This window comes from Verrucomicrobiia bacterium (assembly GCA_019634625.1).
GTDB lineage: Bacteria > Verrucomicrobiota > Verrucomicrobiia > Limisphaerales > CAIMTB01 > CAIMTB01.
This window is the reverse complement of record JAHCBA010000012.1, coordinates 88592-112261: the sequence shown is the minus strand read 5'-3', so window position 1 is coordinate 112261 and position 23670 is coordinate 88592. Positions and strand designations below refer to the sequence as shown.

The window sequence follows — 23670 nt, the reverse complement described above, 5'->3', positions numbered from 1 at the left end:
GAAGATGGGTCACGGGCTGGGAAGGCGGGGTGGGCGCGCCGCAAGGGCCGAGGGAACCGCGGGCGCGAGATCGGCGAGGGCCGGGGCGTTGATCGCGGCCGGGTGAAGGGCATTGAGGCGGGCGAGCAACGCGGTCTCGGCGGCGGCGGCGCGGGCGGCGAGAAGATCCCGGCGGACGCGTTCACGGACGTCCTCCAGCGGAAGGGTCCGGGCGGGCCGGCGTTCCAGGATCTGCACCAGGAACACCCCCTCCGAAGTGGGGAGAATCGGGCTCACGGTGCCGGGTTGGCCGGGGGCGAAGATCTGGTCCACCACGGACTGCGGCAGGAACTGGGCGGCCTGATTGCGGGTCACCCAGCCGAGGTCGCCTCCACTGCGCCGGGTGCCGGCGTGCTGGGAATGTTCGCGGGCCAGTCGGGCGAAGGCTTCGGGGGTGGCGTGGTCGCCTCCTGCGGCGGTGCGCAGGGCGTCGGCGCGTTCAAGGATCTCGCGACGTCGCGATTCGGGGGCGGCACCCGGGAGGTGGAACTGGACCAGTGCGGCATGAACCGCTTCGGGCGTGCGGTAGCGCCCGGCTTCGAGTGCATGGTGGGCGGCCAGTTCGGATTCCGGGAGGGTGTCGTCGGGGGCGAGTTCCGGGCGCAGGGAATCCTCGAAGCGCGAGGTGACGAAAGCCTTCCAGGCCTCGATCAGTTCCGGTTGGCGGTCGAACCCGGTGCGATGGGCCTCGGCGAGGAGTTGTTCCCGGCGGATCAGGCGTTGGAGGAGTTCGTCCGCGGAGATGGACGCCGGGTGGCGGAAGCGTTCGGCCTGGAACTGAGCGGTGGTGACGACGGCCTCGCCGATGCGCGCGAGTTCATGGGGGGCAAGGGGGTGGGCAGCCGCGGAGGGGGATTCCCGGTGACATGCCGTCGTGCCGAGCAGGAGAGCGATGGCGAGAGCGGCAAGGGGGATGCCGGTGTTCCTCCGGGGAATGGAAATCCGTGGCATGGGCGATTCGGCAGGGCATCCGGCACATCCGGACGCGAGGCCTACCCCCCGCCATACGCGGAAAGGAGGGGAACGTTACGCGGGGTCTGTCGTGGCATTCATTCGGTGCGCAGGGCGGTGTCCGTTCGCAACGGTGTGGAGCGTTGGGTTGAGGACTCGCAGAGGTCGTCTCTCCGATTCGCTGCCTCCTCACCCACAACCCCGGGAGGCACCGCCCAGGAATCACCCCCGTATTTTATGCATTGTTCACCGATAACAGGGGTCTATTTTGTGCAGGTGTTTGAACGCGCCGCAGCGCTGCAGTTGGAACGGTGGATCGCCAAGCCGCATCGCAAGCCATTGGTGATTCGCGGTGCACGGCAGGTCGGCAAATCGACTCTGGTCCGGCAGTTCGCCGGGCGGAAAAAGCGCCGCTTGTTCGAGGTGAACCTGGAACGTCACCCCTCCCTGGCTCGTGTCATCGACAGCCTCGATCCGAGGAGTGTTCTGCGCGAGATCGAGTTCCTTGCGGACCGTGGCGAGGTCAACGCGAGGGATTCGCTCGTGTTTCTGGACGAGGTGCAGGCGGTTCCCAAAGCGCTTCAATGCCTGCGCTATTTTCTTGAGGAACTCCCCGACCTGCCGGTGGTTGCGGCGGGTTCGCTGCTCGAATTCACGCTGGCCGAGCACAGCTTTCCGATGCCGGTGGGGCGGGTTGAGTACTTTCACCTGGGTCCGGTCAGCTGGGAGGAGTTTCTGTCTGCGCGGGGTGAAACCCAACTTCTCGCGTTGCTTGGGAATTACACCTTGGGGGAGGTGTTTCCGAATTCCGCCCATGACCGTTTGCTCCGGCTCCTGCGGGAGTTCCTGTTGGTGGGCGGGATGCCCGAGGCGGTTCAAGTCTTCCTGGAGCAGAACCATCTCCCCGCGGTGTTTGAGATTCACGACTCGATCATTGAGACCTACCGCGACGACTTCTCGAAGTATGCCACCGGCACGGACCTGGTGCGGTTGCAGCGTGTCATGGATTACCTCGGGCGGCACGTGTGCGAGAAGGTGAAATACTCCAACATCGACCGCGAATCGCAGGCCCGGGAGGTTCGGCGTGCACTGGATCTGCTGATCAAAGCGGGCGTGGTGTTCGCCGCCATTCATTCGCACGGCGACGGGGTCCCCCTTCGCGCCCATGCGGAGGAACGCGTCTTCAAGCTCTACAACCTCGATCTCAGCTTCTTCAACCGCGCCTCCGGAATCACGTCCCTGCGCGAAGTCGATCTGCTCGACCGGCGCTTCATCAACGAAGGCTGCCTGGCAGAGCAGTTCGTGGCACAACAACTCCATTTTGCCAGCGCACCGGGCCACAAACCCGAGTTGCATTACTGGCTGCGAGAAGGCCGGACCGGCAATGCCGAGGTGGACTTTCTCCAGGTCGCCGGCACCCAGGTGTTCCCGGTCGAGGTCAAGGCGGGAAAGGCGGGCTCCTTGAAGTCGCTCGTCCAGTTCGCCGCGCTCCGAGGGAACCCGGTCGCCTGCCGGCTGGACCTCAACCCGCCGTCGCGCCAGACGATCCGTCACGTTCTCGCCGACGGCGACGTGAGGTTCGAGATGGTTTCACTGCCGCTCATGATGTGCGGTCAGATGGGGCGTCTGGTCGAGTCCGCGATCCGGGCACGCGGATAAGTCCCCGGACCCGTGCCCCGGCAGGAGCATGACCTGGCCGGGTGAATCCCAGGTTTTCGGAACCACGAGGCACAGATCCGTGCACTTCCAATTCGCGAGTCGTCACTCCCGACCCGCTATCTCTGCGACAGAGCCTCCCAGCGGTCGCGCAGTTCCGAGGTGGAGAGGGGGATGGCGCCGGCGACGGGATGGAGGCGTTGGGAGCCGAGGACTTCGGAGAGGAGGCGGAGGGTCTCGATGGAGGCGGGGTGGGGCGAGAGGTCGAAGACGCGTGCCTGGGTGGAATTCCCGGCGGTGGCGATTTCGCGGGAATCGGGACTCCAGGCGACTCGATGGACGGGTCCCGGATGGGGGATTGGAGGCGTCACGGCTTCGCCGGTTTCCGTTTCCCAGACGCGGGCCGTGCCGTCCTGGCTGGCTGTGGCGAGGAGACGGCTGTCGGGGCTGAAGGTGGCGCGCCAGACGTAGGCCCGGTGCCGCAGCGGGGGCGTGACGGGATCGCCGGTGGCGGCGTTCCAGATCCGCGCGGTGTTGTCTTCGCCGCAGGAGGCGATGTAGCGGCCGTCGGGACTGAACTCGACATGGAAGAGGCCATCGAAGTGCATCATGGGGCCGCCGATCCGTTCTCCGGTCCGGACGTCCCAGAGCTGGGCTCCGGAGGGAAGCTGGGTGTCGTCGGCCCAACCGGTGAGGACGCGCCCGCCGTCCGGGCTGAAGGTGGCGGACGCGACCGGGCCGCCGACGGCGAGGAGCGGACCTGCGGGCTGGCCGGTGGAGACGTTCCAGATCTGCAACCCGCCTTCCCGATCGGCCGTGAGTGCCCGGGCGCCGTCGGGACTGAAGGCGGCGACGGCGATGGGGAGCGGGTGAACCAACGGAGGGGACGCGGGCAGGCCGGTGGCGGCATCCCAGATCCTCAATTCGCGGCTCGTTCTGCCCGTGGTCAGGAATCGGCTTCCGTCCCCGCTGAAGGCGATCCTGTGCAGGGGTGCGCCGTGGGAGACGCCGGGATGGACGGGTTCGCCTGTCCGCGGGTTCCACAACCGGGCGGTGCCATCCTCGCAGGCGGTCAGGAGATGGCGGCCGTCGGGGCTGAAGCGGGCATCGGGAACCGCGGCGGGGTGGTGAAGGGTCCGCTGGAGCGTGCCGGAAAGGCGGTCCCACAGATGCACGGTGCCTTCGCGACCGGACGAGACCAGGAACTGGCCGGTGGGGTCGAAGCGCAGCATTTCCACCTGGCTGCCGTGATCGAGGTGGAGGCGCGCGGGGTTGTTGGTGGCGAGGCGCCAAAGGCGGACGGCGGTGTCCTGGCTGCCGGTGAGGAGACGCGCGCTGTCGGAGCTGAAGGCGAGAGACGACACGAAGCCGCCGTGGCGGAGCCATGGGGACTGGGGATGGCCGGTGTGAGGGTCCCAAAACCGGACGGTGGTATCCCAACTTGCGGTGGCGAGGAATTGACCGTCGGGGCTGAACCGGGCGGAGCGTACGCCACCCTGATGGGTCATGGGCGGACCGATCCGGTTGCCGGTGGCGGCCTCCCAGAGTTGGGCCGAGCCGCCCCAGGTGCCGGTGACGAGCCGGGTTCCGTCCGGACTGTAATGAAGCGTTGTGACGCCGGAGTCGTGGGTGAGGTCGGGACCGGCAGGCAAGCCGGTGGCGAGGTCCCATTGGCGGACGATATGTTCCAGGGCCGCGCCTCCGATGACGCTGGCGAGCCGGCATCCCGGGGAATCGACAATCCACTGGTGGACCGGGCCGGCGACTTTGAAGGTCCGCGAAGCCGGGGGATCCTCCCCGGCATCCCAGACCGTGATGACGCCGTGCTGGGCGACCCCGATGAGCCAGCGACCGTTGTGCGAGGACCGGAGCGCATTCACTTCATGGCCCGGCGCGAGGAGGGCACCGACGGGTTGACCGGTACGGACATCGAAGCGATGGACTCCCCGGGGATCGACCGCGGCCACCCAGCGACCCGTGGGTTCGTAATGAGCGAAGTTCACCGCTGTGAACGTCGGCATCTGCGGGGCGGGTTCGCCGTCGGACAGGTTCCAGAATTGGATGACCTGGCCTGGGGCCGAGGTCATGAACTGGCGATGGTCCGGGCAGAACCGCACGGAACTGGCCGTGACGGGACCCGGGCGTGGCCGGCCGGAGCCGACGTCCCAGAACTTCGCGGTGTCCTCGATCGACGTGGCGGCGACCACGGAATGATCGTGGCTGAGCAGTGCTTCCTGGACGAAGGCATCATGGAACCAGAGTCGTTCCAGTTGGGGCGCATGGCGGAGAATCGCGCCGATGCGACGGCGATGGATGTCTTCGCGGGCGGGTTGGCCGCCTTCGAGGGCGAGCGCCTCGACGAACCATGCGAGGGCGGCCAGCGGATCGCCGTCGCCCACCCGCTGGTTGCCGGACTGGACATGGAGGCGGACCAGGCTGCGGCGGTTCAGTTCGGCTTCGGCGGTGGTGCGGGCGTTGGCGGCACGGACCTGGAGGTGGGAGACGACGAGGGTGGCTATCAGGGCCGCAGCGGCGGTGCAGGAAAGGAGCAGGAGGCCGGCGGTGCGCGGGTTGCGACGGGTCCATTTGAAGAGCCGTTCGACATGGGAGACGGGTCGGGCACGGATGGGTTCGTGGCGCAGCCAGCGGTCGAGGTCATCGGCGAGGGCCTGGGCGGTCGCGTAACGGGCGGCGGGCGATTTTTCGAGGCACTTGAGGCAGATCGTTTCGAGGTCCTCGGGAAGGGCCGGGTTCAGGCGGCGCAGGCTGACCGGGTCGGTTTCGCGGATGCGCAGGAGGGTTTCGGGAATGGACTGGGCGAGGAAGGGGGGTCTGCCGGTGAGGAGTTCGTAGAGGATGGCGCCGATGGCGTAGAGGTCGCTGGGGGGTCCGACCTCCTCGATGCGTCCGGTGGCGGCTTCGGGGGCGAGATAGTGAGGGGTGCCAAGGACGCGACCGGTTTCGGTGAGGTCGCTGCTGCCGTCGAGTGGACGGGCGAGGCCGAAGTCGGTGATACGGAGTCCGCCGAAGGCATCGACGAGGATGTTGGAGGGTTTGAGGTCGCGGTGGAGGATGCCCTGGTTGTGGGCGTGATGGACGGCCTCGGCGATGGTGCGGGCGTGGGTGGCGGCTTCGCGGGGGGCGAGGGGGCCGGCACGGATCAGTTCGGCGAGGTTGAGGCCCTCGACGTACTCCATCGAGAAGAACGGCTGGCCGTCGCATTCGCCGATTTCGTGGATGGCGACGATGTGGGGATGGCGAAGGCTGGCGACGGCCTGGGCCTCGCGATGGAAGCGCTGGATGCTCTCCTGGCTGGCGTGTCGTCCGAGGAGCAGGAGCTTGACGGCCACGGTGCGTCCGAGGCTTCGCTGGCGGGCCCGATAGACCACGCCCATGCCGCCGTGGGCGATTTCCCGTTCCAGATCGTAGTCGCCGAAGGGGATGGTGGGGGCGGCTCCCTCGGCGGGGTCCGGAATGGAGGGATGGTTCGCCGGAGGAGCGAGGGAGGTCGCGGATTCGAGCAGGCAATGCCCGCAGACGCTGCTGCGGGAATGGCGCCGCAGCGGAGCGCCACAGCGCAGGCAGCGGCGCTCGGAGGCAGGAGCAGGGTGGGCCGTCATCGGGCGTCTCAGGGGCCTATCCGGAAAGCGGCGAAATGTTACGCGCCCGACGCGCCGTCCGGAGGGTTACCGGGCGAGGACCTGCCGCAGGTGCCGAAGCTCGTCGTCGATTTCGGCGGGATTCTCGAGGGTGGCCGCGACGGTCTGGCGCAGGAGATCGTGAAGCCGCTGGCGCAGGCGGTGAAGGGTGACGCGGACGGCGACGACGGTCATGCCGAGGGGCGCGGCGATCTGGGCGTGGGGGGTGGAAAGTTCGTCGCCCCAGAGGTGAGGTTCGAGCGCATCGAAGAGTTCGAGGCGTCCACTGGTGGCGAATTCCCGTCGGAGCTGGTCCAGGACCTGTTCGATCAGGGTGGCGGCCCAGTCGCGTTCAAAGACTTCGGCGGGTGTTGCCGTGCCGGCCGGGTCCTCGGCGTAGCGTTCCTCCGCGGTCCCGGCGTCCAGGGAGACGAACTGTTGTCCGCCGCCCCGCTTCCGGGCGTTGCGATCGCGGTGCTGGGTGCGGAGGAAGTTCTCGAGGGACCGGAGCAGGAAGGTTCGGAACCGACCGCGGGAGGGATCCGCGAGGGCGATCCGGTCCTTGTCGAGCAACTTGGCGAAGAACGCCTGGGTCAGGTCCTGGGCGTCGGCCGGGGAGTAGCCGTGGCGCCGGACACAGCCATACAGGGGATACCAATAGGTCTGACAGAGGTGAGTCAGGCAGGCCAGGGCGTCCGGGGCCTGGGGATCGCCCGCCTTGAGAACAACGCTCCAATGCGTGGTACAGAAGCGGCCAGCCTGGGCGTTCGTCTTCGGTTGACGGGTGTCCTCCACGAATTAAGGGCTTCGCACGCTAAGCAACCGACCTGGGACCGGCAACAGCGAAGTCTTCGAAGAGGCAACGCTTGACAGACAGCCGTCCACACTATTTTGTTTCGCAAGGTAGCTGGTGCCACGAGGTTGCATGACGGATTTTTTCGACAACTGGACGGTTCAGGTTCGCAAGGGGATGCTCGAGCTCTGCCTTCTCCATGCGCTCGCCCGCAAGGAGTGTTACGGCTACGAACTGGTCCGGCACCTGGTGCGGGTGCCCGGTCTGGAAGTCAGCGAGGGCACCCTCTACCCGATTCTTTCGCGACTGCGCACCCAGGGACTGGTCCGCACCCGGCTGGAGGAGTCTCCCGAAGGTCCCGCCCGGAAGTATTACGCCCTCACCCCCGCCGGAAGGAAGGTCATGACCCTGATGGAGGAGTATCTCGACACGTTGCAGGCCGGAGCCCGGATTCTTCGGGAGCAAGGAGGTCAGCATGAGTGAATGGACCCACGCGGGCCGTGGCGAATTGCAGCGCTATCTCGACGAGGCGCGGCGGAGTCTGAATCTCCCGGAGGCGGAGGCGGACGAAGTGCTCGACGATCTGCGGCGCCATGTGGAGGAGGACGTGGCGGGTGCTGGATTGAAAGTGGTCACCGGAGACGACGTGCGGCGCATTACCGCGCGGATTGGGCTGCCCGACAACGCGGCGCCGGGCGTTCCCACGGGTTCTCCCCCTGAGAAGTCCGACCCGGCCTTGGCCACGGTCCGGGCGTCGGGGCGACGCGACTGGGGCATGGTGTTTCTGCTTGGTTTCGGGGTGGTTCTGCCGGCGGTCACCCTGTTCCTGGAGTGGAGTCTCGGGATGTGTGCCGCTGCATTCTTCGATCCGCTGCCGACGCCGTTGCACGGGCTGCTGGTGGCGCTGGTGGTTCTGGGCAACTTCCAGGTCTGGCGGGCCATTCGGGAGGGACGGGTTGCCTCGCCGCGGCGACTGGGCTGGGGGAACGGCCTGGCTCTCGGGGTGGCCGGATTCTACACGGTGCTGTTTCTGCCCATGACACCGTTCGGTCTCATCGGCGTGATCTACCTGGGCATCGGCCTGCTGCCCTGCGCGCCGGTCCTGGCGTTCCTGAGCGCGATCTTCCTTCGGCGCCGGCTCCGTGCGTTGCGGCCCGCGGCGGAGGGACTGCTTCCGGCGATCCAGCGCGGAGCCCTGTTGGGGTTCTTCGCGTTGGTTGCCCTGAATGCCCCGGGCTGGCTCACCCGCGCCGGCATGGGATGGGCCTTGTCGGAGGACCCCGCCACGGAGCGGCGCGGGCTGCGATGGCTGCGGGCGGTGGGGCAGGAGGATGCCCTGCTCCGCGCCTGCTACGGGCGGGGCCGGGGTGCGGCCGGTCTCGATCCGACCGAGTGGATGTTTCCAAGTCCGCCGCCGTCGCCCGAACAGGCGCGTGTCCTCTACTACCGGGTGACCGGCCGGCCGTTCAACACCGTCCCCGCCCCGGCAGTGCGCACGGGCCGCGGCGCCTTCGCCGAGTTGAACCAGTGGACCTGGGATGCGGATCAGGGTGGCGACCGGGTGGGGGGGAGGCTCAAGGGGTTGTCCCTGACGACGTCGCGGCTGGACGTCACGCTCGATGCGGACGCGGCCATCGGCTACGGCGAATGGATCCTTGAGTTCCGCAATGACGGGGACCTCGATCAGGAGGCCCGCGCCCAGGTGCTGCTGCCACCCGGTGCGGTCGTTTCGCGGCTCACCCTTTGGGTCGAGGGCGAGGAACGCGAAGCGGCCTTCGCCGAGCGGGGCCGCGTTCGCGAGGCTTACCGCAGCGTCGCCATCCGGCAGCGTCGCGATCCCGTGCTGGTCAACACCTGCGGTCCCGACCGCATCCTGGTCCAGTGCTTTCCCGTGCCCCGGCGGGGCGGGACGATCAAGACGCGGATCGGCTGGACGGCGCCGTTGCCGCTCGATGCCGGGGCCCGGGCGGAATGGCGGTGGCCGGTGTTTCTGGAACGGAATTTCAACATTGGCGGGGCGCTGCGGCACACCGTCTGGGTGGAGTCCACCGGACCTGTTGAGGCCGATTCGCCGTTGCTGGGTGCGGGACCGAAGGCGCATTCCCTGCAGGGCCTGCTGGACGAGCAGACCCTGGTTTCCGGGGACGCGCGGGTGCGGGTGCACCGGAGGCCGGAAGTCACCGTGGCATGGACCCGGGACCGGCGGGCCGAGGGGGCGCCCGTGGTACGGCAGACCCTGGCCCCCGTGCCCGTTGTCGTCCCGAACCGGGTGGTCTTCGTCCTCGACGGTTCTGTGGGGATGACCGGGTTCCTCGCCGAATCGGCCGCGGCGCTGGAGGAGGCGGTGGCGGAGCTTCCGTGGGCGGGGGTGCTGCTGGCCACGGACGAGCCGGTATGGCTCCTGCCGCCGGGCGGGACTGGAGGCGTGGCAACGGGCTGGTCGGCACGCCTGGAGGGGATGCGACTGCGCGGAGGGGCCGACAACGTCCCGGCGCTCCTCGCTGCGAGGGATGCGATTGGGGCGGGCCCGGACTCGATGATGGTCTGGGTGCATGGGCCGCAGCCCGTGGCGATCTCCTCCCCGGAGGCCTTGCGTCAGCGGTGGGAACGCCATGGGTCCGGCGTCACGCTCGTCGCCCTGCCGGTGCGTCCGGGTCCGAACCAACTCCTTCAGGATCTGGACGGGCTTCCCGGGGTGCGTGCGCATCCACGCCGCGGATCGTTGGAGGAAGACCTTCGGGGGTTGATGACCCGGGGCGGGACGCTCGGTTCGGAGTGGGAGCGCACTCTCGACACGCTGACAACGCCGCCGGAGGGGCTGCACGCGGTCGAGACCACCGGGCATCTGGCGCGGTTGTGGGCCCACGGTGAGGTGGAACGACGGCGCCGGGCTCGAAAGCACTCGGAGGCCGTGCGCCTGGCGGCCCGGTATCAGTTGGTCACTCCGGTGACCGGGGCGGTGGTTTTGGAGACGGCGCAGCAATTCGCCGATCATCAGCTGACCCCGGCCGATCCGCTCACGGTGCCGTCGATTCCGGAGCCCGGGGTGGGAACCCTGCTGCTGGCGGGGCTGGTTCTGCTGTTGTGGCGGTCCCGCGGTGCATCCCGGAGTGGTGGGTGAGGAGGCAGCGAATCGGTGGGACGAGCTCCGCGAGTCCTCAATCCAACGCTCCACACCCTTGCGGCCTCGTGGAACTCGGCCCTCCGAGGCGACGCTCGGAGGGTGAGACAAGGGGCATGATCGGGACGATCTGCGGTTGTTCGAAATCCCGGCCATGGAGCTCTCACCCGGGACGACCTGACGCGGTCTCGGGAGCGGGCCTCCAGCGTGAGCCCCGGACTAATCCAACGGATGCCGCCAGCACAGGCCCGGGAATCGCGCGAATCCGCGGTCGAGGGAAATCCATTCGCAATCCTGTTCCATGGCCAGAGCAGCGTGGTAGGCGTCAGGGACCAGGTTTCCCCGGGCATCGACCTTGCGACAGAGCTCGATGAATCGCTCCCAATGCCCCGGTCCAGGATTCAGGACGTGAATCCGGGAATGGGAACGGAACTCCTCGACGAACTGAAGCGCGAGATGAAGGGGGGAGGGTTGCTTGAAGACCTTGGGGTGGGTCACCACCCGCATGCATCCGCTCAAGGCCAGGTCGGTGACAGCGATCCGCCGATGACCGACGAGGGTGGCTCCGATCCAATCCCGAATCGCGTCATGCTGGTCCGCATCCTCCCGGTGGAGGTGAACCAGGATGTTGACATCCAGCAACATCATGGCTCGTCCATGGCCTCCAGGAGGGCGGACGAATGGTTCAAGTCCACCCCGGCGCGCACGCCATCACCGGAACAGGTCGTCCATCTCGGAACCGGAATCCTCGCCATCGACTTGGGCTGGCTCACCAGAACCACCCGGAGCGCATCCTCCACCACCTCACTGAGCGTGCAACCGCGACGGATCGAGGCCTCCCTAGCCTTCTGAAGCAACGTGTCTTCGATCGAAACCGTCGTTCGCATGCATCAAAGTGTGAATATGCTGCATCAAGATGTCAAAGGGTCCGAAGGCCGGCAACCAAGCCTTGTCCACGGCTCCGGTCACGCCGACCCGAACCATTGTCGCACCGCACCTGGGACAGGTCAGCGGGTCGGTTTAAATCCAAGGGATCGAACACCTGGAAGTTGCGCGAAGGTCCGGCCAGGAGCTCCTCGTCCCCCGGCTCGGGAAAGCGGCGTACCGCGTTGTGGTCGCTCTTGTCGATGACTTTCCCGGCCTCGGTGACCTCGACTTGTCCCGCCGTAGCCTTGGCGGAGGCGGATCATCCGAGCCTGGCTGAAGGGGCAACGAAGTAAGTACTGGAGCAAGCGCTGGATGCCGGCGGTATCCCCTGCCTCCAGCCGCACGCTCTGATCGACGCTGAAGCCCGAATGCTTCCAGGAGCGCATGTTCGCGACGACCTCTTCGGTGATCTTACCCTCGGCCAGGAACAGCTCGAAGACCTCCTGTTCCCAGAGCTTGAGGAACGGTGCGCTCGCCAGCTTGGGCAACGCGAGGTGAAGGGTTCTCGCTATGGCAACTCCTCGGACCACATCCCCCATTCATGGTCATCGCCGCTGTCCAACAGGAGGAGGGGGCGCGCAACGCGGCCGAGGTCGAGGTGGGGGAACCGGAAGACGGCGGGTGCAAGGCTTGTGCCGACGCGGTTCACGTCCGCAACCGCCGGATGGCTTGAACCGGCGAACACACGGGCACCGGCGATGGACGATAGTCGGCCAGATTCCGGGTCATGATGAAATATGTTCCGAAGGCGAGTGCCGCAGCGGCTTGCATGGCGTCCTCCAAGTCCGCCATGGGAAAACTCAGGGCCGCCAGCATGGCCTCCCGTCCTACGGCCGGGAGATCGGCGAACTCGATGGGTCCTGTATGAAGGGCCGGGCATCGGGTCGTACCAGGTAGAACAGGGTTGCCAGGCTGTGCCACGAAACCGCCAGACTGCCGGAATGCGCTTCGCCCCAGTCCAGGATTGCGGCGGAATCGCGATGAAATTCCGGGCGTTTCAGGGCGACATCCAGCAGGACATCCGTGTCCACCAGCGTTGGTCGTGATCGCCATCCTCGCGATCCTGGCCGGTCTGCTGCTGCCGGCGTTGTCCCGGGGCAGGGGGGCGGCCCTCGCGACCGATGGCCGCAACAACCTGCGCACCCTGGGGCTGGCCCAGCAGATGTACCTGGGCGACTTCCACGCCTACCCGGCCACCGCCGGCGCCGGGATCATGGGCTACGGGGAGAAGTACGGCTGGCTGATGATGAACGATTGGAAGCTCAAGCTCATCCCCTTCATCGGCGTGAACGACGACCGGTTCACCGATCGCCAGGAACAACGACGGCCAGCCGCATCCGGAAACGTGGGGACGCGAGAAATCGGCCCGATTCACTCGGGCATGATGGTTTCCATCCGCTGGCGGCCGTTCTTCCGGTAGACCCGGAAGTCCTTGTCCAGGGTGAACACCGGCAGGCTGGGATGCAGTTCCGACATGCGGACGAGACACGCATCCGCAAAGGACATGGGCACGTTCCGATAGGCGTGCATCAGGCGCATGACCCGCGGGCGTTCCGGGAGAAACTGAAACGGCAATTGGATCACGCCCCGTTCCAACCATGCGTCGATCTGTTCCATCGCACGGGGATGGAAGCCAAGCAGGAAGCAGGATTCGGTGAGGACCGCCTCGCAGGAGAGAAACCGGGGTGGCAACTCCCTGAGCCGATCGACCACCCACCCATGGTGCTGCTCGTTCGAATGGAGAAATGAGACCAGGGGGCCCGTGTCGAGGATGGCGGCCTCAGTCACGCCCGAACCCTTCCATGTGCCGCGGGTGGGTGGCCAGGTCGCACGGACCATCCTTCAGGATTCCCGCCGCCGGCTTCATGACATCGAAGGCGGAAAGCCCGGCCCGCCTTTTCTGCTCAGGCAGGTTCGCTTCGATGGCTTCGCGAACCACCTCCGACTTGGAAACCCCCCGCTTCTCTGCCACCGCCTCGAGCTCGGCGTCGAGAGCCTCGGGCAGCTTGCAGGTGATCGTCGCCATGAGAGCCAGGGTATTACCTCGTATCCGTGAACGCAATACCGCCTGGATGCTCCCGATGCCCCCGCTCCGGAGCCCACCTGAGCTTCGCCGACGGCCATGGGGAACAGGGACGCCGGACAAACTGGCTCTCTCCCGCCATCCGACACCGCTGGAACACGGAGGTCCAACCGCACTCACCGTCGAGCCGCATCTCGCTGCGCCAGGATTTCATCCGGCGCCACCCGTGTACCCGCCAGTGCCTTGCGCTCGCGCAAGCTTGACAGCATCTGCTCCCTTTGAGGGCGGGCCGCCAACCGCTCCAGGTCGGCACCCAAAAACTCCTGCAAAAATTCCTGCATCGACCGGCCCTGGCAGGCGGCGCGCGCCGCCAGTTCATCCCGGACCGCACGAGGAACGTCACGAATCGTAATCTGCACGTTCACGCGGTCACGCGTGACTTCCGTGATGTCATCATGCAAGCGCGCCAGGCTGTGGCGCCAAGCCGGGGGGGCCCACGCGCCAACGCCGCCGTTCCATTCCGTTCAACCGGAGTCGGGCGAAGGCTCCGGTCACGCCGACCCGAACCATGGCTGGAGCCACCGGGGAACGGGTGGATTCAAACGGACGGGCTGCCCCTTCTCAACGACAGCCACCAGGCGTAAGGCTCCAGACCGGGTTCGGCAGCCAGCACCTCCGCATGGATGAAGCGCAGCCCGCTGGATCACTTGTTCGATGCCCCGGCCCAGGTTGGCCCAATACTCGATCTGACCGGCAATGGATCGCTGGGAGAGTTCGGCGGTGAACCGGGCATCGAGCGCGATGCAATCCGAAAGCTTCACTGGCTGGCCCATGGATACATGGGTGGCAGAATTCTAGTCTAACCTTTCGCCATGGGGCTCTCCGTCCCTATTCCATATCGCGAGGCCGCTTGGGTCCGCCTCCACGAACACCATTTTGATCCTCGGTGCGCTGACATGCCCGTCCACGAACACAACGTTCACGCGGCCCTGGTGGCGGCTCATCATTCTGTCCCTTCCCGCCTCCGAACCGGGTGCATAAAAATAGCGGCCGCTGTAGCTGCTCCTCCCGTCGTCAATCAAACCCCTCCATGCCGTTGCTGCGTCAAGAATACCCACCATCTCACTAGGCCTGACTACCTCATGCTCGCCTACGGGCGGCCACCTCGAACTACTTCCCATAACGCCCTTCCCTCCGAGCCCAAGCGGAGCATCCGTACCGGACCCGATGACTCCTCGGTCATTGTAGCCGTAGGATATGAACGCCTCCTGCCGCCCCACTGGCTCAATTGCCGTTGGACAGCTTGTCAGTTTTCCGTCTAAGTCCTTGCTATTTAAGATCGATTTCCGCCAATTCACTGTGTGCTCCGGATGCTGCTTGTCCGCGTTTCCAGCCAGTGGATACACAGAATGCGTAGCCACGAAGTCCAACAAGGCCACCCCATGCTGTCGCAGGTTGCTCCTGCATTCCACGTCCTTGCTCCGTCGGGCCGCAATATGCACCCCTCCAAGCAATAGTCCCCCAAGGATAACAATGATTCCTACCGTTACCAAGAGCTCCACTACCGTGTAGCCACCCGCCGTCGCTCTGAACAGGCCGCATTTCTCCCCTCCAGATGCGTTGCCACTATCCTCCTTTCTGCAACGCCGTGTTCCACTGCCAATCGCTCCACCAATCTCCTTTTCGTGACACTTCATGGCAACATCCCTTTCCTGTATTTGAGTTGGTGTTCTTCGGCCAACATGGTCCAGACACTGGATAGTTCTGAACGCCTCTTGCACCATCTGTTTCGCAAAGCCATCTTGCTCGCTCTGCTAGTCTACCCCACGCACCTCTTGGCAAGGTTGTTCCCAGTAGCTTGTCGCTGCGCCCTCGGCGCACCCTTTGCATGCCCAATACATCCTGCTTGTCCATCGCATGTGCACCACTATGCCTATTCGGCGCGGCCTTTGCCTTCGTGGACTTCGCGTCCTTCGACGCCTCACGCTTCGTGACACCAACGCCGGTGTTCGCTCCCGCGAGCGGCGCGCGACCGGCGCGCCGGAGCCGCTGAGCTATTTCGGGTCGTCCGTGCCTGGTGCTTTCTTGGCCTTGAACGGGTATGCGCCACGGGGGGCTGCGCCCTTTGGTGGGATGAGTAGCGACAGGATCATGGTGACAGCCAGCACGGTCACCGTGGCTGCCAACGACCAGACCACGGGAATCTTGTAGATGTCGAGCAGCAGCATCTTCGTGCCAATCAGCACCAGGACAATTGCCAGACCATAGGTCAGCAGGTGAAAGCGCTCATGCACGCCGGCAAGCAGGAAGTACATCGCCCGCAGCCCCAGGATGGCAAACACGTTTGACGTCATCACGATGAAGGGATCGGTCGTAATGGCAAAGATTGCCGGGATGGAGTCCACCGCAAAGATGACGTCGACGATCCCGATCAGCATGACCACGACCGCAAGCGGCGTGAGCACCCTCTTGCCGTCGATCCTGGTGGTAAATCGCTCGCCGTCGTAGTCCGGGGCCACCTGCAGGCGACGCCGGACCCAGTTCAGCGCCGGGTTCGACTCCAGGTCCGGTTCCTGGCCTGCGGCCCACCACATCTTGATACCGGTGAACACAAGGAACGCGCCAAAGAAGTAGAGAATCCAGTGAAACCGCGCTATCGCCCATGCGCCCACGAGGATCATCACCGCACGAAGAACCAGAGCGCCCAGGATGCCTATCATCAATACGCGCTTCTGGTATTCCGGCGGGACGGCAAAGTAGGTGAACAGCATCAGGAACACGAAGACGTTGTCGACGGCCAGGGCTTTCTCGACCAGATAGCCCGTCACGAACTCGAGCGCCTTGGTATCGGCCATCGCCTGCATTGCGGGATCGTCGCTCAGGCCTCCCACGTACCACCACATCCATCCCATGAACAGCAGGCTCGTCGCCACCCATATCAGGGACCATATCGCCGCTTCGCGCATGCCAACGCTGTGCGCTCCCTGTTTGTTCAACGCATAGAAGTCGACCAGCAGAGCAACGGCAACGAAGATCGCGAACAGCGACCACATCTGGGGGGTTACCAACATGAGGACATCGAATTGCGAAGGAGGCTGTGGCGAGCCAGCCTGATTGATATTGACAGGTCACCTTCGCGGTCTTGCCTGGCATGCGAGACTGCATGCAGCGGGGGCCGGGACATTCTTCACACGCCGTGAAGCGCATCCGTACTGACGACACCCGCGGGGCCTTGAGGCCCTGGCTACCCCCCTGGAGAGGCGCGGCGATCAGAGCAAAGCGGCCTCGATTCTGTCAAGCTGCCGCCGGAGTGACTAAACCCCAATATTCTTTGCCCGTCGGCGGACGCAGGACTGATAGGAATTTGCTTTTTGAGGTGGGGCGAGGATGGCGGATTGGGAGGGGGCTTTCAAGGTGGCAGTCGGTCTGAAACGGGCCGGAATCCTCCCCACGGCCGTCCCCCGGGGGACGGCCGTGGGGCTCCGCCGGTTCGTCGGACCTAGCCCTGCGGTTGGGGAGGCGGCGACCAACTCCCGGCTGGGGGTCGCGGGTCGTTTGAGGGCGCGTCCCCCCGTTGGGCGGACCGCACCCCGCAAAGCGGCGCGATTCTCCCCACCGAGTCTTCCCTGGATTGAGCTTCACTCCTCTTCCGCCGCCACGAGCGCCGGCACAGGCGGAGCTCGCGCTGGGCTTGGCTCCCACAGGCCGTCCCGCAGGCGCGGGACCTCAGGATCTTCTCGATCACGTCCGTCTGATGCCGCTCGATGAAGGCGATAATGCGCATGGTCGCACCGCACTTGGGACAGGTCAGCGGGTCGGTTTAAATCCAAGGGATCGAACACCTGGAAGTTGCACGAAGGTCCGGCCAGGAGTTCCTCGTCCCCCGGCTCGGGAAAACGGCGTACCGCGTTGTGGTCGCTCTTGTCGATGACTTTCCCGGCCTCGGTGACCTCGACTTGTCCCGCCGTAGCCTTGGCGGAGGCGGATCATCCGAGTCTGGCTGAAGGGGCAACGAAGTAAGTACTGGAGCAAGCGCTGGATGCCGGCGGTATCCCTGCCTCCAGCCGCACGCTCTGCTCGACGCTGAAGGCCGAATGCTTCCAGGAGCGCATGTTCGCGACGACCTCTTCGGTGATCTTACCCTCGGCCAGGAACAGCTCGAAGACCTCCTGTTCCCAGAGTTTGAGGAACGGTTGCGCTGTACCCGTCGTTCGCCCAGGCGAAGCATGAAATGCTGACCGCGGCCGCATGGAACGCTCTGGTGGCGGCGGACTACGGAGTCGCCATCGACAGGGCCGAGGAATGCATCGGGGAGTTCAAGGCGGCGGCAGGCGCGCTCCAGGCGGACCTGGAACGGGCTGGCAAGCCGTTGCCGAGTGGCGGCGTCACGGGAGCCGCTCGAGACGCGATCCTGGCCAACGGGCCATTGAACAGCGTGGCGACCCGTTACTTCATCATCGGGGAGGCCAACCGCCTGTTCGTCCGGACAGACCCCGCCAAGTTCGTCGCGGCCCGAAGTGCCTACGAGGAGGCGGCCAGACTGGGCTTCGGACGCGGCTACAACACCAACGGGGTGTTCTGGATCCCCGCGGAGAAGGCCACCCTTCGACTTCAGGCATTCGCCACGGTGACCAACACCGTCACCCCAGCCTCGCCGCCGCCGCGGTGACGGCGTTGATAGGCCGATGTGCGCCTGGGTGGCATGCCGGAAGGCGCGGAGTTGACGTCTTGATGCCGGGACGACCCGGGCGGATGTCATCGGGCACCTGTCAAGGCATTTCGTGGTGGCGGTGGCCGGTTGGCGACGGCGGGTGGCGGGATTCCAGCGGACTCGCCCGGGATGAACCATCGCCAGGAAACGGGCGGGCCGCACCCTGGGGCCGGCCCAGCAGACGTACCTGGGTGACTTCCACGACTACCCGCCGACGACCGGCGCCGGGATCATGGGCTACGGCGAGAAAGACGGCTGGCGGATGATGCTTTTCGCCGACGGCCATGTGGAAACCGCCCGGCAGACGAACTGGCTGTCCGTGGCGAGAGCTTGATCTCGAAGGCGAATACGCCGTGGGGACCATACAGGACGAAGTCCACCTCATCGCCGGCCGGGGTCCGCCAATAGTGCAGGGTGTAACCCAAACCGAGGCAGTCATTGATGGCCCGAAGGTGCTGCAGGAACAGCGTTTCAAGCGCCGGACCGTGGATGCCTTCCGGCGCATCCAACGGCCCGCGTGGGCGCACGGTCTGGAAGACTCCGGCGTCGAAGAAGTAGAACTTCGGATGCAACACGACGCGCCGCTTGGCCCGGCGCGTAAAGGCCGGGAGGCGGACGGCGATCAACAGGTCTTCCAGCACGGTGAACCAGTTTTCCGCCGCCTTGGCGCTGATCGCGCACTCCCGCGCCACGGCGGCCATGTTCAGCACACCCCCTTGCGAAAAGCTGGCGGCTTCCAGAAACCGGGCAAAGGCGGCCAGGTTCCGGGTCAGTCCCTTCTGTTGCACTTCCTCGCGCAGATAAGTGTGCACATAGGCGGCGAGGAAGTCGGCCGGGTTGGACGAGGTGCAGGCCTGCGGAAGCCCTCCCCAACGCAGGCTGCGCTCCAGATCGAAGTCGCTCCCCAGTTCAGCGGCAGTCAGCGGGTGGAGGTGACGCGTCAGCGCCCGACCCGCAAGGAGGTTCACCCCCTGGCCGCGAAGCTTTCGGGCGCTGGACCCGGTGAGGACAAACCGCAGCCGCCGCCCCTCGATCAACCGATCTATTTCCGGGGGCGGGCGGTGCCAGGCCTTCTCGCACTCTTGCCGAAGCAACACCCGTCCGCGTGGTTCATCGGACCCGTTTGCCATTCACCGAGGCCCTTGGGACGACCAGAGTTTAGGCTTGTGCAAACGTGATCACGTGATACTGTGAGTTCGTGAGAAACATCACCATCGCGCTCGATGACGAAACCTATCGCAAGGCACGCATCGCCGCCGCTCAGCGCGACGCCTCCGTTTCTGCCCTCGTGAAAAAGTATCTTCTTACCCTGGCAACCGAGACGCCTGCTCCCCGTGATCTGAAGCAGGAGCAGGAAATCCTGCTCGACTCCCTTTGGCGGCGCCACCCCGGCTTTACCTCTGCCGAGAACCTCTCCCGCGATGCCATCCATGAGCGTTCATGACCTTCATTGACACCAACATTCTCCTCTACGCCGTTTGTCCCGGCAGCCACGAACGCGCCAAGGCGGAAAAGGCGCGAGAGATTCTCCGGCGCGACGACCTCACCCTGTCTGTCCAAGTGCTTCAGGAATTTTACGTCCAAGCCACCCGCTCGACCCGGTCACAGCCGCTTTCCCATGCCGATGCCACGGCTTTGATCAAACTCTGGCTCCGCTTCACCGTCGTGGAGCTATCCGTCACGGTCATGCAGGCTGCCTTGCGCCTCAAGGATCGTTACCAGACTGCCTACTGGGATGCCGCCATCCTGGCCGCCGCCGCCGCCGGAGGATGCACCGAACTCCTCTCCGAAGACCTCAACCCCGGCCAATCCTACGACGCCGTCCGCGTCATCAACCCGTTTCGAGGAAAGGACGAAGGATGAAGACTCTGCCCGCCATGCGTTCCCTGGACGCAGGGGGCAATCCATAGTTTGGTCCCGGTCCAGTGGAGACTGCCCGGCCGGAGGCGTGGGTGGTGGCGACGGACGCGGCGCGGCGACGGTGGAATGCCGATCACGAGCCCCGTCGCGATACGTGGGGACGGGAGTGAGTCCGAGGGAGGTCCGCTCGCCATCGTATTCCATGGCCAGGGCAGAAACGGCGATCCGCTGATGATCGACCAGAGCGGCTTCGATCCCCTGCCGATCGCTTCGTGCCGGCAAGGGATCGCTGGGAGAGTTCGGCGGTGACCCGGGCATCGAGCACGGATGGCGTCCGAAAGCTTCACTGGCTGGCCCATGGACGCGGGGTAGCAAGATGCTGCCTGGTGTCAATTCCCCGTTGGGGCTGGATCCGCGCCATGGTTTGCCATGTCCGGCAGCAGATCCGGGAGTGCATCCGAACGTGATCCAAGGCGCCTCCTTTCCCACCGATCGGCGCGGTGCGCTCCACCGTTGGGTCGATTGGATCGTTGACCGGACTGCGGGCCCGTCATCGGCATCTTGTTCATTGATTCGGGGAATCGGTTGGCGCACGCTGGCGGCGTGGAATTAGAAACCGTGTTCGAAACGCTGGTCGTTTCCGAAGCGCAGCTTATCCGCTCCCGACTCGATGCGGCCGGCATTCCCGCCGAGGTCGATCCCGAGATCGATCCGCTGTCGATCGAGGGCTATTCGCTGCCGGCCGGCGGCATTCAGATCAAGGTCCCGGCCGAGCGCGCGGACGAGGCGCGAACCCTCCTGGCGGCGAGCGAGTCGGCGGAGTTATGAAGGCGCACGCCGGGGCCGCGGCCCTGAAGCGGCTGGCTCGGGAGCTGGCGCCCGGCGAATTGTGCCTGGATGAGGCGACGCGGCGTGCCCATGCGGGGGACAAGTGGTGGGCCGCCCGGACGCCTGAGGCGGTGGCGTGTCCACGGGCCACCGAGGGGGTGGTGAAGGTGCTGAAGTGGGCGCATCGCCACGGGGTGCCGGTGACGCCACGCGGCGCGGGGCATGGGTATGTGGGGGGGTGCGTTCCGGCAGAGGGCGGCGTGGTGCTCAGTCTGGACGCCTGGCAGACCATCCGGGAGATCAGCACCCGGGACTTCGTGGCGGTGGTGGAGCCGGGTGTGCGGACGCTGGCGTTGCAGGAGGCGGTCGAGCGGAAGGGAATGTTCTATCCGCCCGATCCCGCCAGCCGGGCCGACTGCAGCCTGGGCGGCAACATCGCCTGCAATGCCGGGGGGCCGCGGTGTTTGAAGTACGGGGTCACACGGGATTACGTGCTCGGGCTGGAGGTGGTCCTGGCGGACGGGACGGTGGTGCAGTTGGGGAGCCGGACGCACAAGAACAAGACCGGGTTCGATCTGGCGCGGCTGGTCGTGGGAAGCGAAGGCCTGCTGGGGGTGGTTACCGAGGCGACCCTGAAGCTCCTGCCGAAGCCGCCGTGGCGGGCCTGCATGGCGGCGGGACTCGGATCGATGCGGGCGGCGGCACGGGTCATCCGGGAGATTTTCGCGGGGGGATTCCTGCCGAGCGCGGTCGAGGTGGCGGACCGGTTCACCCTGGCGGCGGCGGGGCGGCGGACGGGGGATGCGCGGCTGTCCGGGTGCGGGGTTGTGGTGATGGTGGAACTGGACGGTCACGAGGCCTCGGTGCGGCGGGAATTACGGGATCTGGCCCGGATTGTGGACCGGGCGAAGCCGCGTTTTGTGCGGACCGCGCGGGGGCCGGAGGCGACCGAACGGCTCTGGCAGTTGCGCCGTGAATTTTCCTATGGGCTTCGGGACACAGGTTTGATCAAGATGAACGAGGATGTGGTGGTTCCACGGGGCCGGATCGAGGAATTGTTCCGGCTCGGGGAGCGACTGCGCGAGCGACACGGGTTCCCGGTGGCGTGCTTCGGGCACGCGGGTGACGGCAACATCCACGTCAACATCATGGTGGACGAGTCGTCGCCGGGGTACGGTCGGCGACGCGACGCGGCTTTGAACGAGTTGTTCGAGGGCGTGCTGGCGATGGGCGGGGTCATTACAGGGGAACACGGCATCGGTCTGGCCAAGAAGCCTTGGTGGACGCAGGCGGTTTCGCCCGGAAGCCGCCGGCTGCATGCCCTCGTCAAGGGTGCCTTTGACCCCAAGGGCATTCTCAACCCGGGAAAGTTTGTATAGAAGAAATTCGGAGAACGATCCGATAAGGAATTCGAGCGTATGAAACATGACGGCAAGCGCAGCGCGACCTCAGACCATGTCCGGAGAAGCGGTCAGGGTGTCACCGACACCGCGGTGCGGAAGGCCACCGGCAAGGGCTGGGGCGACTGGTTTGACCTCCTCGATACGGCGGGCGCGCGCGAGATGACGCACCAGCAGATTGTCGCGGTGGTCGGACGAACCGAGCCGAACGGCTGGTGGCAGCAGATGATCGCGGAGGTGTACGAGCAGGCGCGCAGCCTGCGCGACCGGCACCAGCGCGAGGACGGACTGGCCGCCAAGGGCAGCAAGATCATCCGGGCCGGCGCCACCCGCGTGTATGCGGCGTGGGCCGAGGACGGGCTTCGTGCCGCCTGGCTCGATGCCGAGGGCTGGCACATCCGCAAAGCCACCCCCTGCAAGTCGCTGCGCGTCACCTGGACCGACGGGCACACCCACCTCGATATCCACCTCTGGCCGCGGAGTGTCGATCGCACCCTGGTGCAGGTCGAGCACAGCCGGCTGACCAACATGGACGAGGTGCATCGGTTGCAGGCGTTCTGGTCTGCGGCCCTCGAGCGGCTCCGCGGCTTTCTCGAAACCGCGGATCAGCCGCATTCCCTCGTCGCCTAGCCTGGCGGGTTCCCACTCCCCGCCCCCCGGTGCGTTCCGGCCCGTCGTCAACGCGGGAATCGAGCGGTCGCCGCTGGCTCCGCCGGATCCTGGTCGTCGGCGGTCTGGCAGCCCTGTCGTGGTTCGCGTGGCAGGTGGACTGGCCCGGCACCTTCCGTGTTCTGGCCCGGCTGGGTTGGGCGCTGCCGCTGGTCTTCGTTCCCTACCTGCTGGTCTATTTCGCCGATACCGCCGGGTGGCGCAGTTGCTTCGGCCATCCGCCGCGGCTGAGCTGGCTTCGGTTCCTGCGCATTCGCTGGGCGGGCGAGGCGGTCAATAACGTCATCCCGTCAGGCCATGTCGGGGGCGAGGCGGTCAAGGTCCTGCTCCTGCGTCGCCACGGCGTCTCCGGCCACGACGGGGTGCCGGCCGCGGTGATTTCCAAGACCCTCCAGAGTGTGAGCCAGCTGGCGTTCCTGGGTCTGGGCGCGTGGTGTTTTCTCGCGTTGGGCACCGCTCCAGCCGCCTTCCGGCAGGCGATGGGCGGGTTGCTGGCGATCGGAACGGTCGCCCTTCTGGCGTGGGTCGCGCTGCAACGCCGGGGCCTCTTCGCCTCGCTGAACAGCGTCGTCCGACGCTTTCGGGCCGGCGACACCCGGTGGGGACGGAAACTGGCGGAATGGGACGGGCTGGACGCGCGGATCGTGGGGTTCCGTCGGAACCATCCGTACCGGTTCGCCGGGGCGCTGGCGTTCTACGGTCTGGGCTGGCTGCTGGACGCCACCGAGATCCTGGTGTTCGCCGTGCTCACCGGGACGCCACTGAGCGTGGAGCAGGCGGTGGCCATCGAGGCGTTTGTGGGGGTGGCCAAGGGCCTTACGGTCTTCATCCCCGGAGCCCTTGGCGTGCAGGAGGGCAGCATCGTGTTCCTTTGCCGCATGGCCGGGGTGGACGAGACATTCGGAGCCGCCTACGCGCTGATCCGCCGATTGCGCGACGTGGTGTTTGCGTCGATCGGGTGGAAGCTGCTGCTGCTGGATCGGGTTCGGTTGCGGGATCTTGCGTGAGCCGGATTCGCCCCACGGCTTTGCTTCGGAGGGACGAGCTCCGCGAG

Annotated in this window: 26 protein-coding genes; 11 read left to right on the top strand and 15 right to left on the bottom strand. The window is 66.1% G+C overall.

The annotated features are described in order from the left end of the window. Window positions 1-9: 9 nt before the first annotated feature. Window positions 10-990 carry a peptidyl-prolyl cis-trans isomerase gene (locus KF833_09645; protein ID MBX3745558.1) on the bottom strand — a complete coding sequence of 327 codons (981 nt, stop codon included), beginning with the start codon at window positions 988-990 and terminating at the stop codon, window positions 10-12. Window positions 991-1227: 237 nt separating this feature from the next. Between KF833_09645 and KF833_09640 the strand changes: the two genes are divergently transcribed. Continuing rightward, complete coding sequence (locus KF833_09640; protein MBX3745557.1) at window positions 1228-2649, top strand: ATP-binding protein; 1422 nt, start codon at window positions 1228-1230, stop codon at window positions 2647-2649. Between the two features lie 116 nt (window positions 2650-2765). Here the strand turns inward: KF833_09640 and KF833_09635 are convergent, their stop codons facing one another. Continuing rightward, window positions 2766-6266 carry a protein kinase gene (locus KF833_09635; protein MBX3745556.1) on the bottom strand — a complete coding sequence of 1167 codons (3501 nt, stop codon included), beginning with the start codon at window positions 6264-6266 and terminating at the stop codon, window positions 2766-2768. Between the two features lie 66 nt (window positions 6267-6332). After that, window positions 6333-7079, bottom strand: coding sequence for a sigma-70 family RNA polymerase sigma factor (locus tag KF833_09630; GenBank protein MBX3745555.1), 747 nt, complete (start codon window positions 7077-7079; stop codon window positions 6333-6335). Window positions 7080-7209: 130 nt separating this feature from the next. Between KF833_09630 and KF833_09625 the strand changes: the two genes are divergently transcribed. After that, window positions 7210-7560, top strand: a complete 351-nt coding sequence (locus KF833_09625) for a PadR family transcriptional regulator (protein ID MBX3745554.1) — start codon at window positions 7210-7212, stop codon at window positions 7558-7560. Beyond that, a complete protein-coding gene (locus tag KF833_09620; GenBank protein ID MBX3745553.1) occupies window positions 7553-10198 on the top strand; it encodes a hypothetical protein in 2646 nt (881 codons plus the stop codon). Before KF833_09625 ends, KF833_09620 begins: the two co-directional genes overlap by 8 nt. A gap of 219 nt (window positions 10199-10417) precedes the next feature. Here KF833_09620 and KF833_09615 read toward each other — a convergent pair whose 3' ends face one another. The 5 genes from KF833_09615 to KF833_09595 form a co-directional block, all read right to left on the bottom strand. Then, window positions 10418-10846 (bottom strand): type II toxin-antitoxin system VapC family toxin, encoded by a 429-nt coding sequence (locus tag KF833_09615; protein ID MBX3745552.1) that lies wholly within the window; start codon window positions 10844-10846, stop codon window positions 10418-10420. Then, window positions 10843-11085, bottom strand: coding sequence for an antitoxin (locus KF833_09610; protein MBX3745551.1), 243 nt, complete (start codon window positions 11083-11085; stop codon window positions 10843-10845). Before KF833_09610 ends, KF833_09615 begins: the two co-directional genes overlap by 4 nt. A 120-nt stretch (window positions 11086-11205) precedes the next feature. Then, window positions 11206-11613: a transposase gene (locus KF833_09605; protein MBX3745550.1), complete on the bottom strand. Its 408-nt coding sequence runs from the start codon at window positions 11611-11613 to the stop codon at window positions 11206-11208. A gap of 157 nt (window positions 11614-11770) precedes the next feature. Further along, window positions 11771-11917, bottom strand: a complete 147-nt coding sequence (locus KF833_09600; GenBank protein MBX3745549.1) for a hypothetical protein — start codon at window positions 11915-11917, stop codon at window positions 11771-11773. Between the two features lie 35 nt (window positions 11918-11952). Continuing rightward, window positions 11953-12156, bottom strand: a complete 204-nt coding sequence (locus KF833_09595) for a hypothetical protein (GenBank protein ID MBX3745548.1) — start codon at window positions 12154-12156, stop codon at window positions 11953-11955. 5 nt (window positions 12157-12161) lie between these two features. On the opposite strand from KF833_09595, the gene KF833_09590 reads away from it, so the two are divergent. After that, window positions 12162-12545, top strand: a complete 384-nt coding sequence (locus tag KF833_09590) for a hypothetical protein (GenBank protein ID MBX3745547.1) — start codon at window positions 12162-12164, stop codon at window positions 12543-12545. Here the strand turns inward: KF833_09590 and KF833_09585 are convergent. The 6 genes from KF833_09585 to KF833_09560 all read right to left on the bottom strand — a co-directional run bounded on the left by KF833_09585 (window position 12497) and on the right by KF833_09560 (window position 16219). Further along, on the bottom strand, window positions 12497-12913 hold the full coding sequence (locus KF833_09585; GenBank protein MBX3745546.1) for a PIN domain-containing protein: 417 nt from the start codon (window positions 12911-12913) through the stop codon (window positions 12497-12499). The two genes, KF833_09590 and KF833_09585, sit on opposite strands and share 49 nt — an antisense overlap. Next, on the bottom strand, window positions 12906-13151 hold the full coding sequence (locus KF833_09580) for a ribbon-helix-helix protein, CopG family (protein MBX3745545.1): 246 nt from the start codon (window positions 13149-13151) through the stop codon (window positions 12906-12908). The genes KF833_09585 and KF833_09580 overlap by 8 nt, the downstream gene beginning before the upstream one ends. Window positions 13152-13324: 173 nt before the next feature. Beyond that, the gene (locus KF833_09575; protein MBX3745544.1) at window positions 13325-13573 is read right to left on the bottom strand and encodes a hypothetical protein; all 249 of its coding nucleotides are present in this window, start codon (window positions 13571-13573) and stop codon (window positions 13325-13327) included. Between the two features lie 126 nt (window positions 13574-13699). Next, window positions 13700-13969 (bottom strand): hypothetical protein, encoded by a 270-nt coding sequence (locus KF833_09570; protein ID MBX3745543.1) that lies wholly within the window; start codon window positions 13967-13969, stop codon window positions 13700-13702. Window positions 13970-14002: 33 nt separating this feature from the next. Then, window positions 14003-14845: a hypothetical protein gene (locus KF833_09565; protein MBX3745542.1), complete on the bottom strand. Its 843-nt coding sequence runs from the start codon at window positions 14843-14845 to the stop codon at window positions 14003-14005. A 357-nt stretch (window positions 14846-15202) separates the two neighbouring features. Beyond that, window positions 15203-16219: a TerC family protein gene (locus tag KF833_09560; GenBank protein ID MBX3745541.1), complete on the bottom strand. Its 1017-nt coding sequence runs from the start codon at window positions 16217-16219 to the stop codon at window positions 15203-15205. A 1160-nt stretch (window positions 16220-17379) separates the two neighbouring features. Here KF833_09560 and KF833_09555 point away from each other — a divergent pair. After that, complete coding sequence (locus KF833_09555; GenBank protein MBX3745540.1) at window positions 17380-17817, top strand: hypothetical protein; 438 nt, start codon at window positions 17380-17382, stop codon at window positions 17815-17817. A gap of 272 nt (window positions 17818-18089) precedes the next feature. Here the strand turns inward: KF833_09555 and KF833_09550 are convergent, their stop codons facing one another. Continuing rightward, on the bottom strand, window positions 18090-18989 hold the full coding sequence (locus KF833_09550) for a DUF4143 domain-containing protein (GenBank protein MBX3745539.1): 900 nt from the start codon (window positions 18987-18989) through the stop codon (window positions 18090-18092). Window positions 18990-19057: 68 nt separating this feature from the next. Here KF833_09550 and KF833_09545 point away from each other — a divergent pair, with 68 nt between their 5' ends. The 6 genes from KF833_09545 to KF833_09520 all read left to right on the top strand — a co-directional run bounded on the left by KF833_09545 (window position 19058) and on the right by KF833_09520 (window position 23623). Beyond that, window positions 19058-19303, top strand: coding sequence for a hypothetical protein (locus KF833_09545; GenBank protein MBX3745538.1), 246 nt, complete (start codon window positions 19058-19060; stop codon window positions 19301-19303). Continuing rightward, window positions 19300-19722, top strand: a complete 423-nt coding sequence (locus KF833_09540) for a PIN domain-containing protein (GenBank protein MBX3745537.1) — start codon at window positions 19300-19302, stop codon at window positions 19720-19722. Before KF833_09545 ends, KF833_09540 begins: the two co-directional genes overlap by 4 nt. A 600-nt stretch (window positions 19723-20322) precedes the next feature. Beyond that, on the top strand, window positions 20323-20547 hold the full coding sequence (locus tag KF833_09535; protein MBX3745536.1) for a DUF2007 domain-containing protein: 225 nt from the start codon (window positions 20323-20325) through the stop codon (window positions 20545-20547). Beyond that, entirely contained in the window at window positions 20544-21926 is a 1383-nt protein-coding gene (locus KF833_09530) for an FAD-binding protein (protein ID MBX3745535.1), read from the top strand. The genes KF833_09535 and KF833_09530 overlap by 4 nt, the downstream gene beginning before the upstream one ends. Window positions 21927-21965: 39 nt before the next feature. After that, window positions 21966-22577: a hypothetical protein gene (locus tag KF833_09525; GenBank protein ID MBX3745534.1), complete on the top strand. Its 612-nt coding sequence runs from the start codon at window positions 21966-21968 to the stop codon at window positions 22575-22577. A gap of 29 nt (window positions 22578-22606) precedes the next feature. Then, a complete protein-coding gene (locus KF833_09520; GenBank protein ID MBX3745533.1) occupies window positions 22607-23623 on the top strand; it encodes a flippase-like domain-containing protein in 1017 nt (338 codons plus the stop codon). The last annotated feature ends 47 nt before the right edge of the window (window positions 23624-23670 follow it).

What these genes read in the sequence shown, in the direction of transcription:
- KF833_09645 (MBX3745558.1), bottom strand. Translation starts at nt 990, where the DNA reads ATGCCACGGATTTCCATTCCCCGGAGGAACACCGGCATCCCCCTTGCC.
- KF833_09640 (MBX3745557.1), top strand. Translation starts at nt 1,228, where the DNA reads ATGCATTGTTCACCGATAACAGGGGTCTATTTTGTGCAGGTGTTTGAA.
- KF833_09550 (MBX3745539.1), bottom strand. Translation starts at nt 18,989, where the DNA reads ATGGCAAACGGGTCCGATGAACCACGCGGACGGGTGTTGCTTCGGCAA.
- KF833_09565 (MBX3745542.1), bottom strand. Translation starts at nt 14,845, where the DNA reads ATGAAGTGTCACGAAAAGGAGATTGGTGGAGCGATTGGCAGTGGAACA.
- KF833_09555 (MBX3745540.1), top strand. Translation starts at nt 17,380, where the DNA reads ATGCTGACCGCGGCCGCATGGAACGCTCTGGTGGCGGCGGACTACGGA.
- KF833_09625 (MBX3745554.1), top strand. Translation starts at nt 7,210, where the DNA reads ATGACGGATTTTTTCGACAACTGGACGGTTCAGGTTCGCAAGGGGATG.
- KF833_09635 (MBX3745556.1), bottom strand. Translation starts at nt 6,266, where the DNA reads ATGACGGCCCACCCTGCTCCTGCCTCCGAGCGCCGCTGCCTGCGCTGT.
- KF833_09600 (MBX3745549.1), bottom strand. Translation starts at nt 11,917, where the DNA reads ATGGCGGACTTGGAGGACGCCATGCAAGCCGCTGCGGCACTCGCCTTC.
- KF833_09525 (MBX3745534.1), top strand. Translation starts at nt 21,966, where the DNA reads ATGAAACATGACGGCAAGCGCAGCGCGACCTCAGACCATGTCCGGAGA.
- KF833_09530 (MBX3745535.1), top strand. Translation starts at nt 20,544, where the DNA reads ATGAAGGCGCACGCCGGGGCCGCGGCCCTGAAGCGGCTGGCTCGGGAG.
- KF833_09560 (MBX3745541.1), bottom strand. Translation starts at nt 16,219, where the DNA reads ATGTTGGTAACCCCCCAGATGTGGTCGCTGTTCGCGATCTTCGTTGCC.
- KF833_09620 (MBX3745553.1), top strand. Translation starts at nt 7,553, where the DNA reads ATGAGTGAATGGACCCACGCGGGCCGTGGCGAATTGCAGCGCTATCTC.
- KF833_09580 (MBX3745545.1), bottom strand. Translation starts at nt 13,151, where the DNA reads ATGGCGACGATCACCTGCAAGCTGCCCGAGGCTCTCGACGCCGAGCTC.
- KF833_09540 (MBX3745537.1), top strand. Translation starts at nt 19,300, where the DNA reads ATGACCTTCATTGACACCAACATTCTCCTCTACGCCGTTTGTCCCGGC.
- KF833_09615 (MBX3745552.1), bottom strand. Translation starts at nt 10,846, where the DNA reads ATGATGTTGCTGGATGTCAACATCCTGGTTCACCTCCACCGGGAGGAT.
- KF833_09610 (MBX3745551.1), bottom strand. Translation starts at nt 11,085, where the DNA reads ATGCGAACGACGGTTTCGATCGAAGACACGTTGCTTCAGAAGGCTAGG.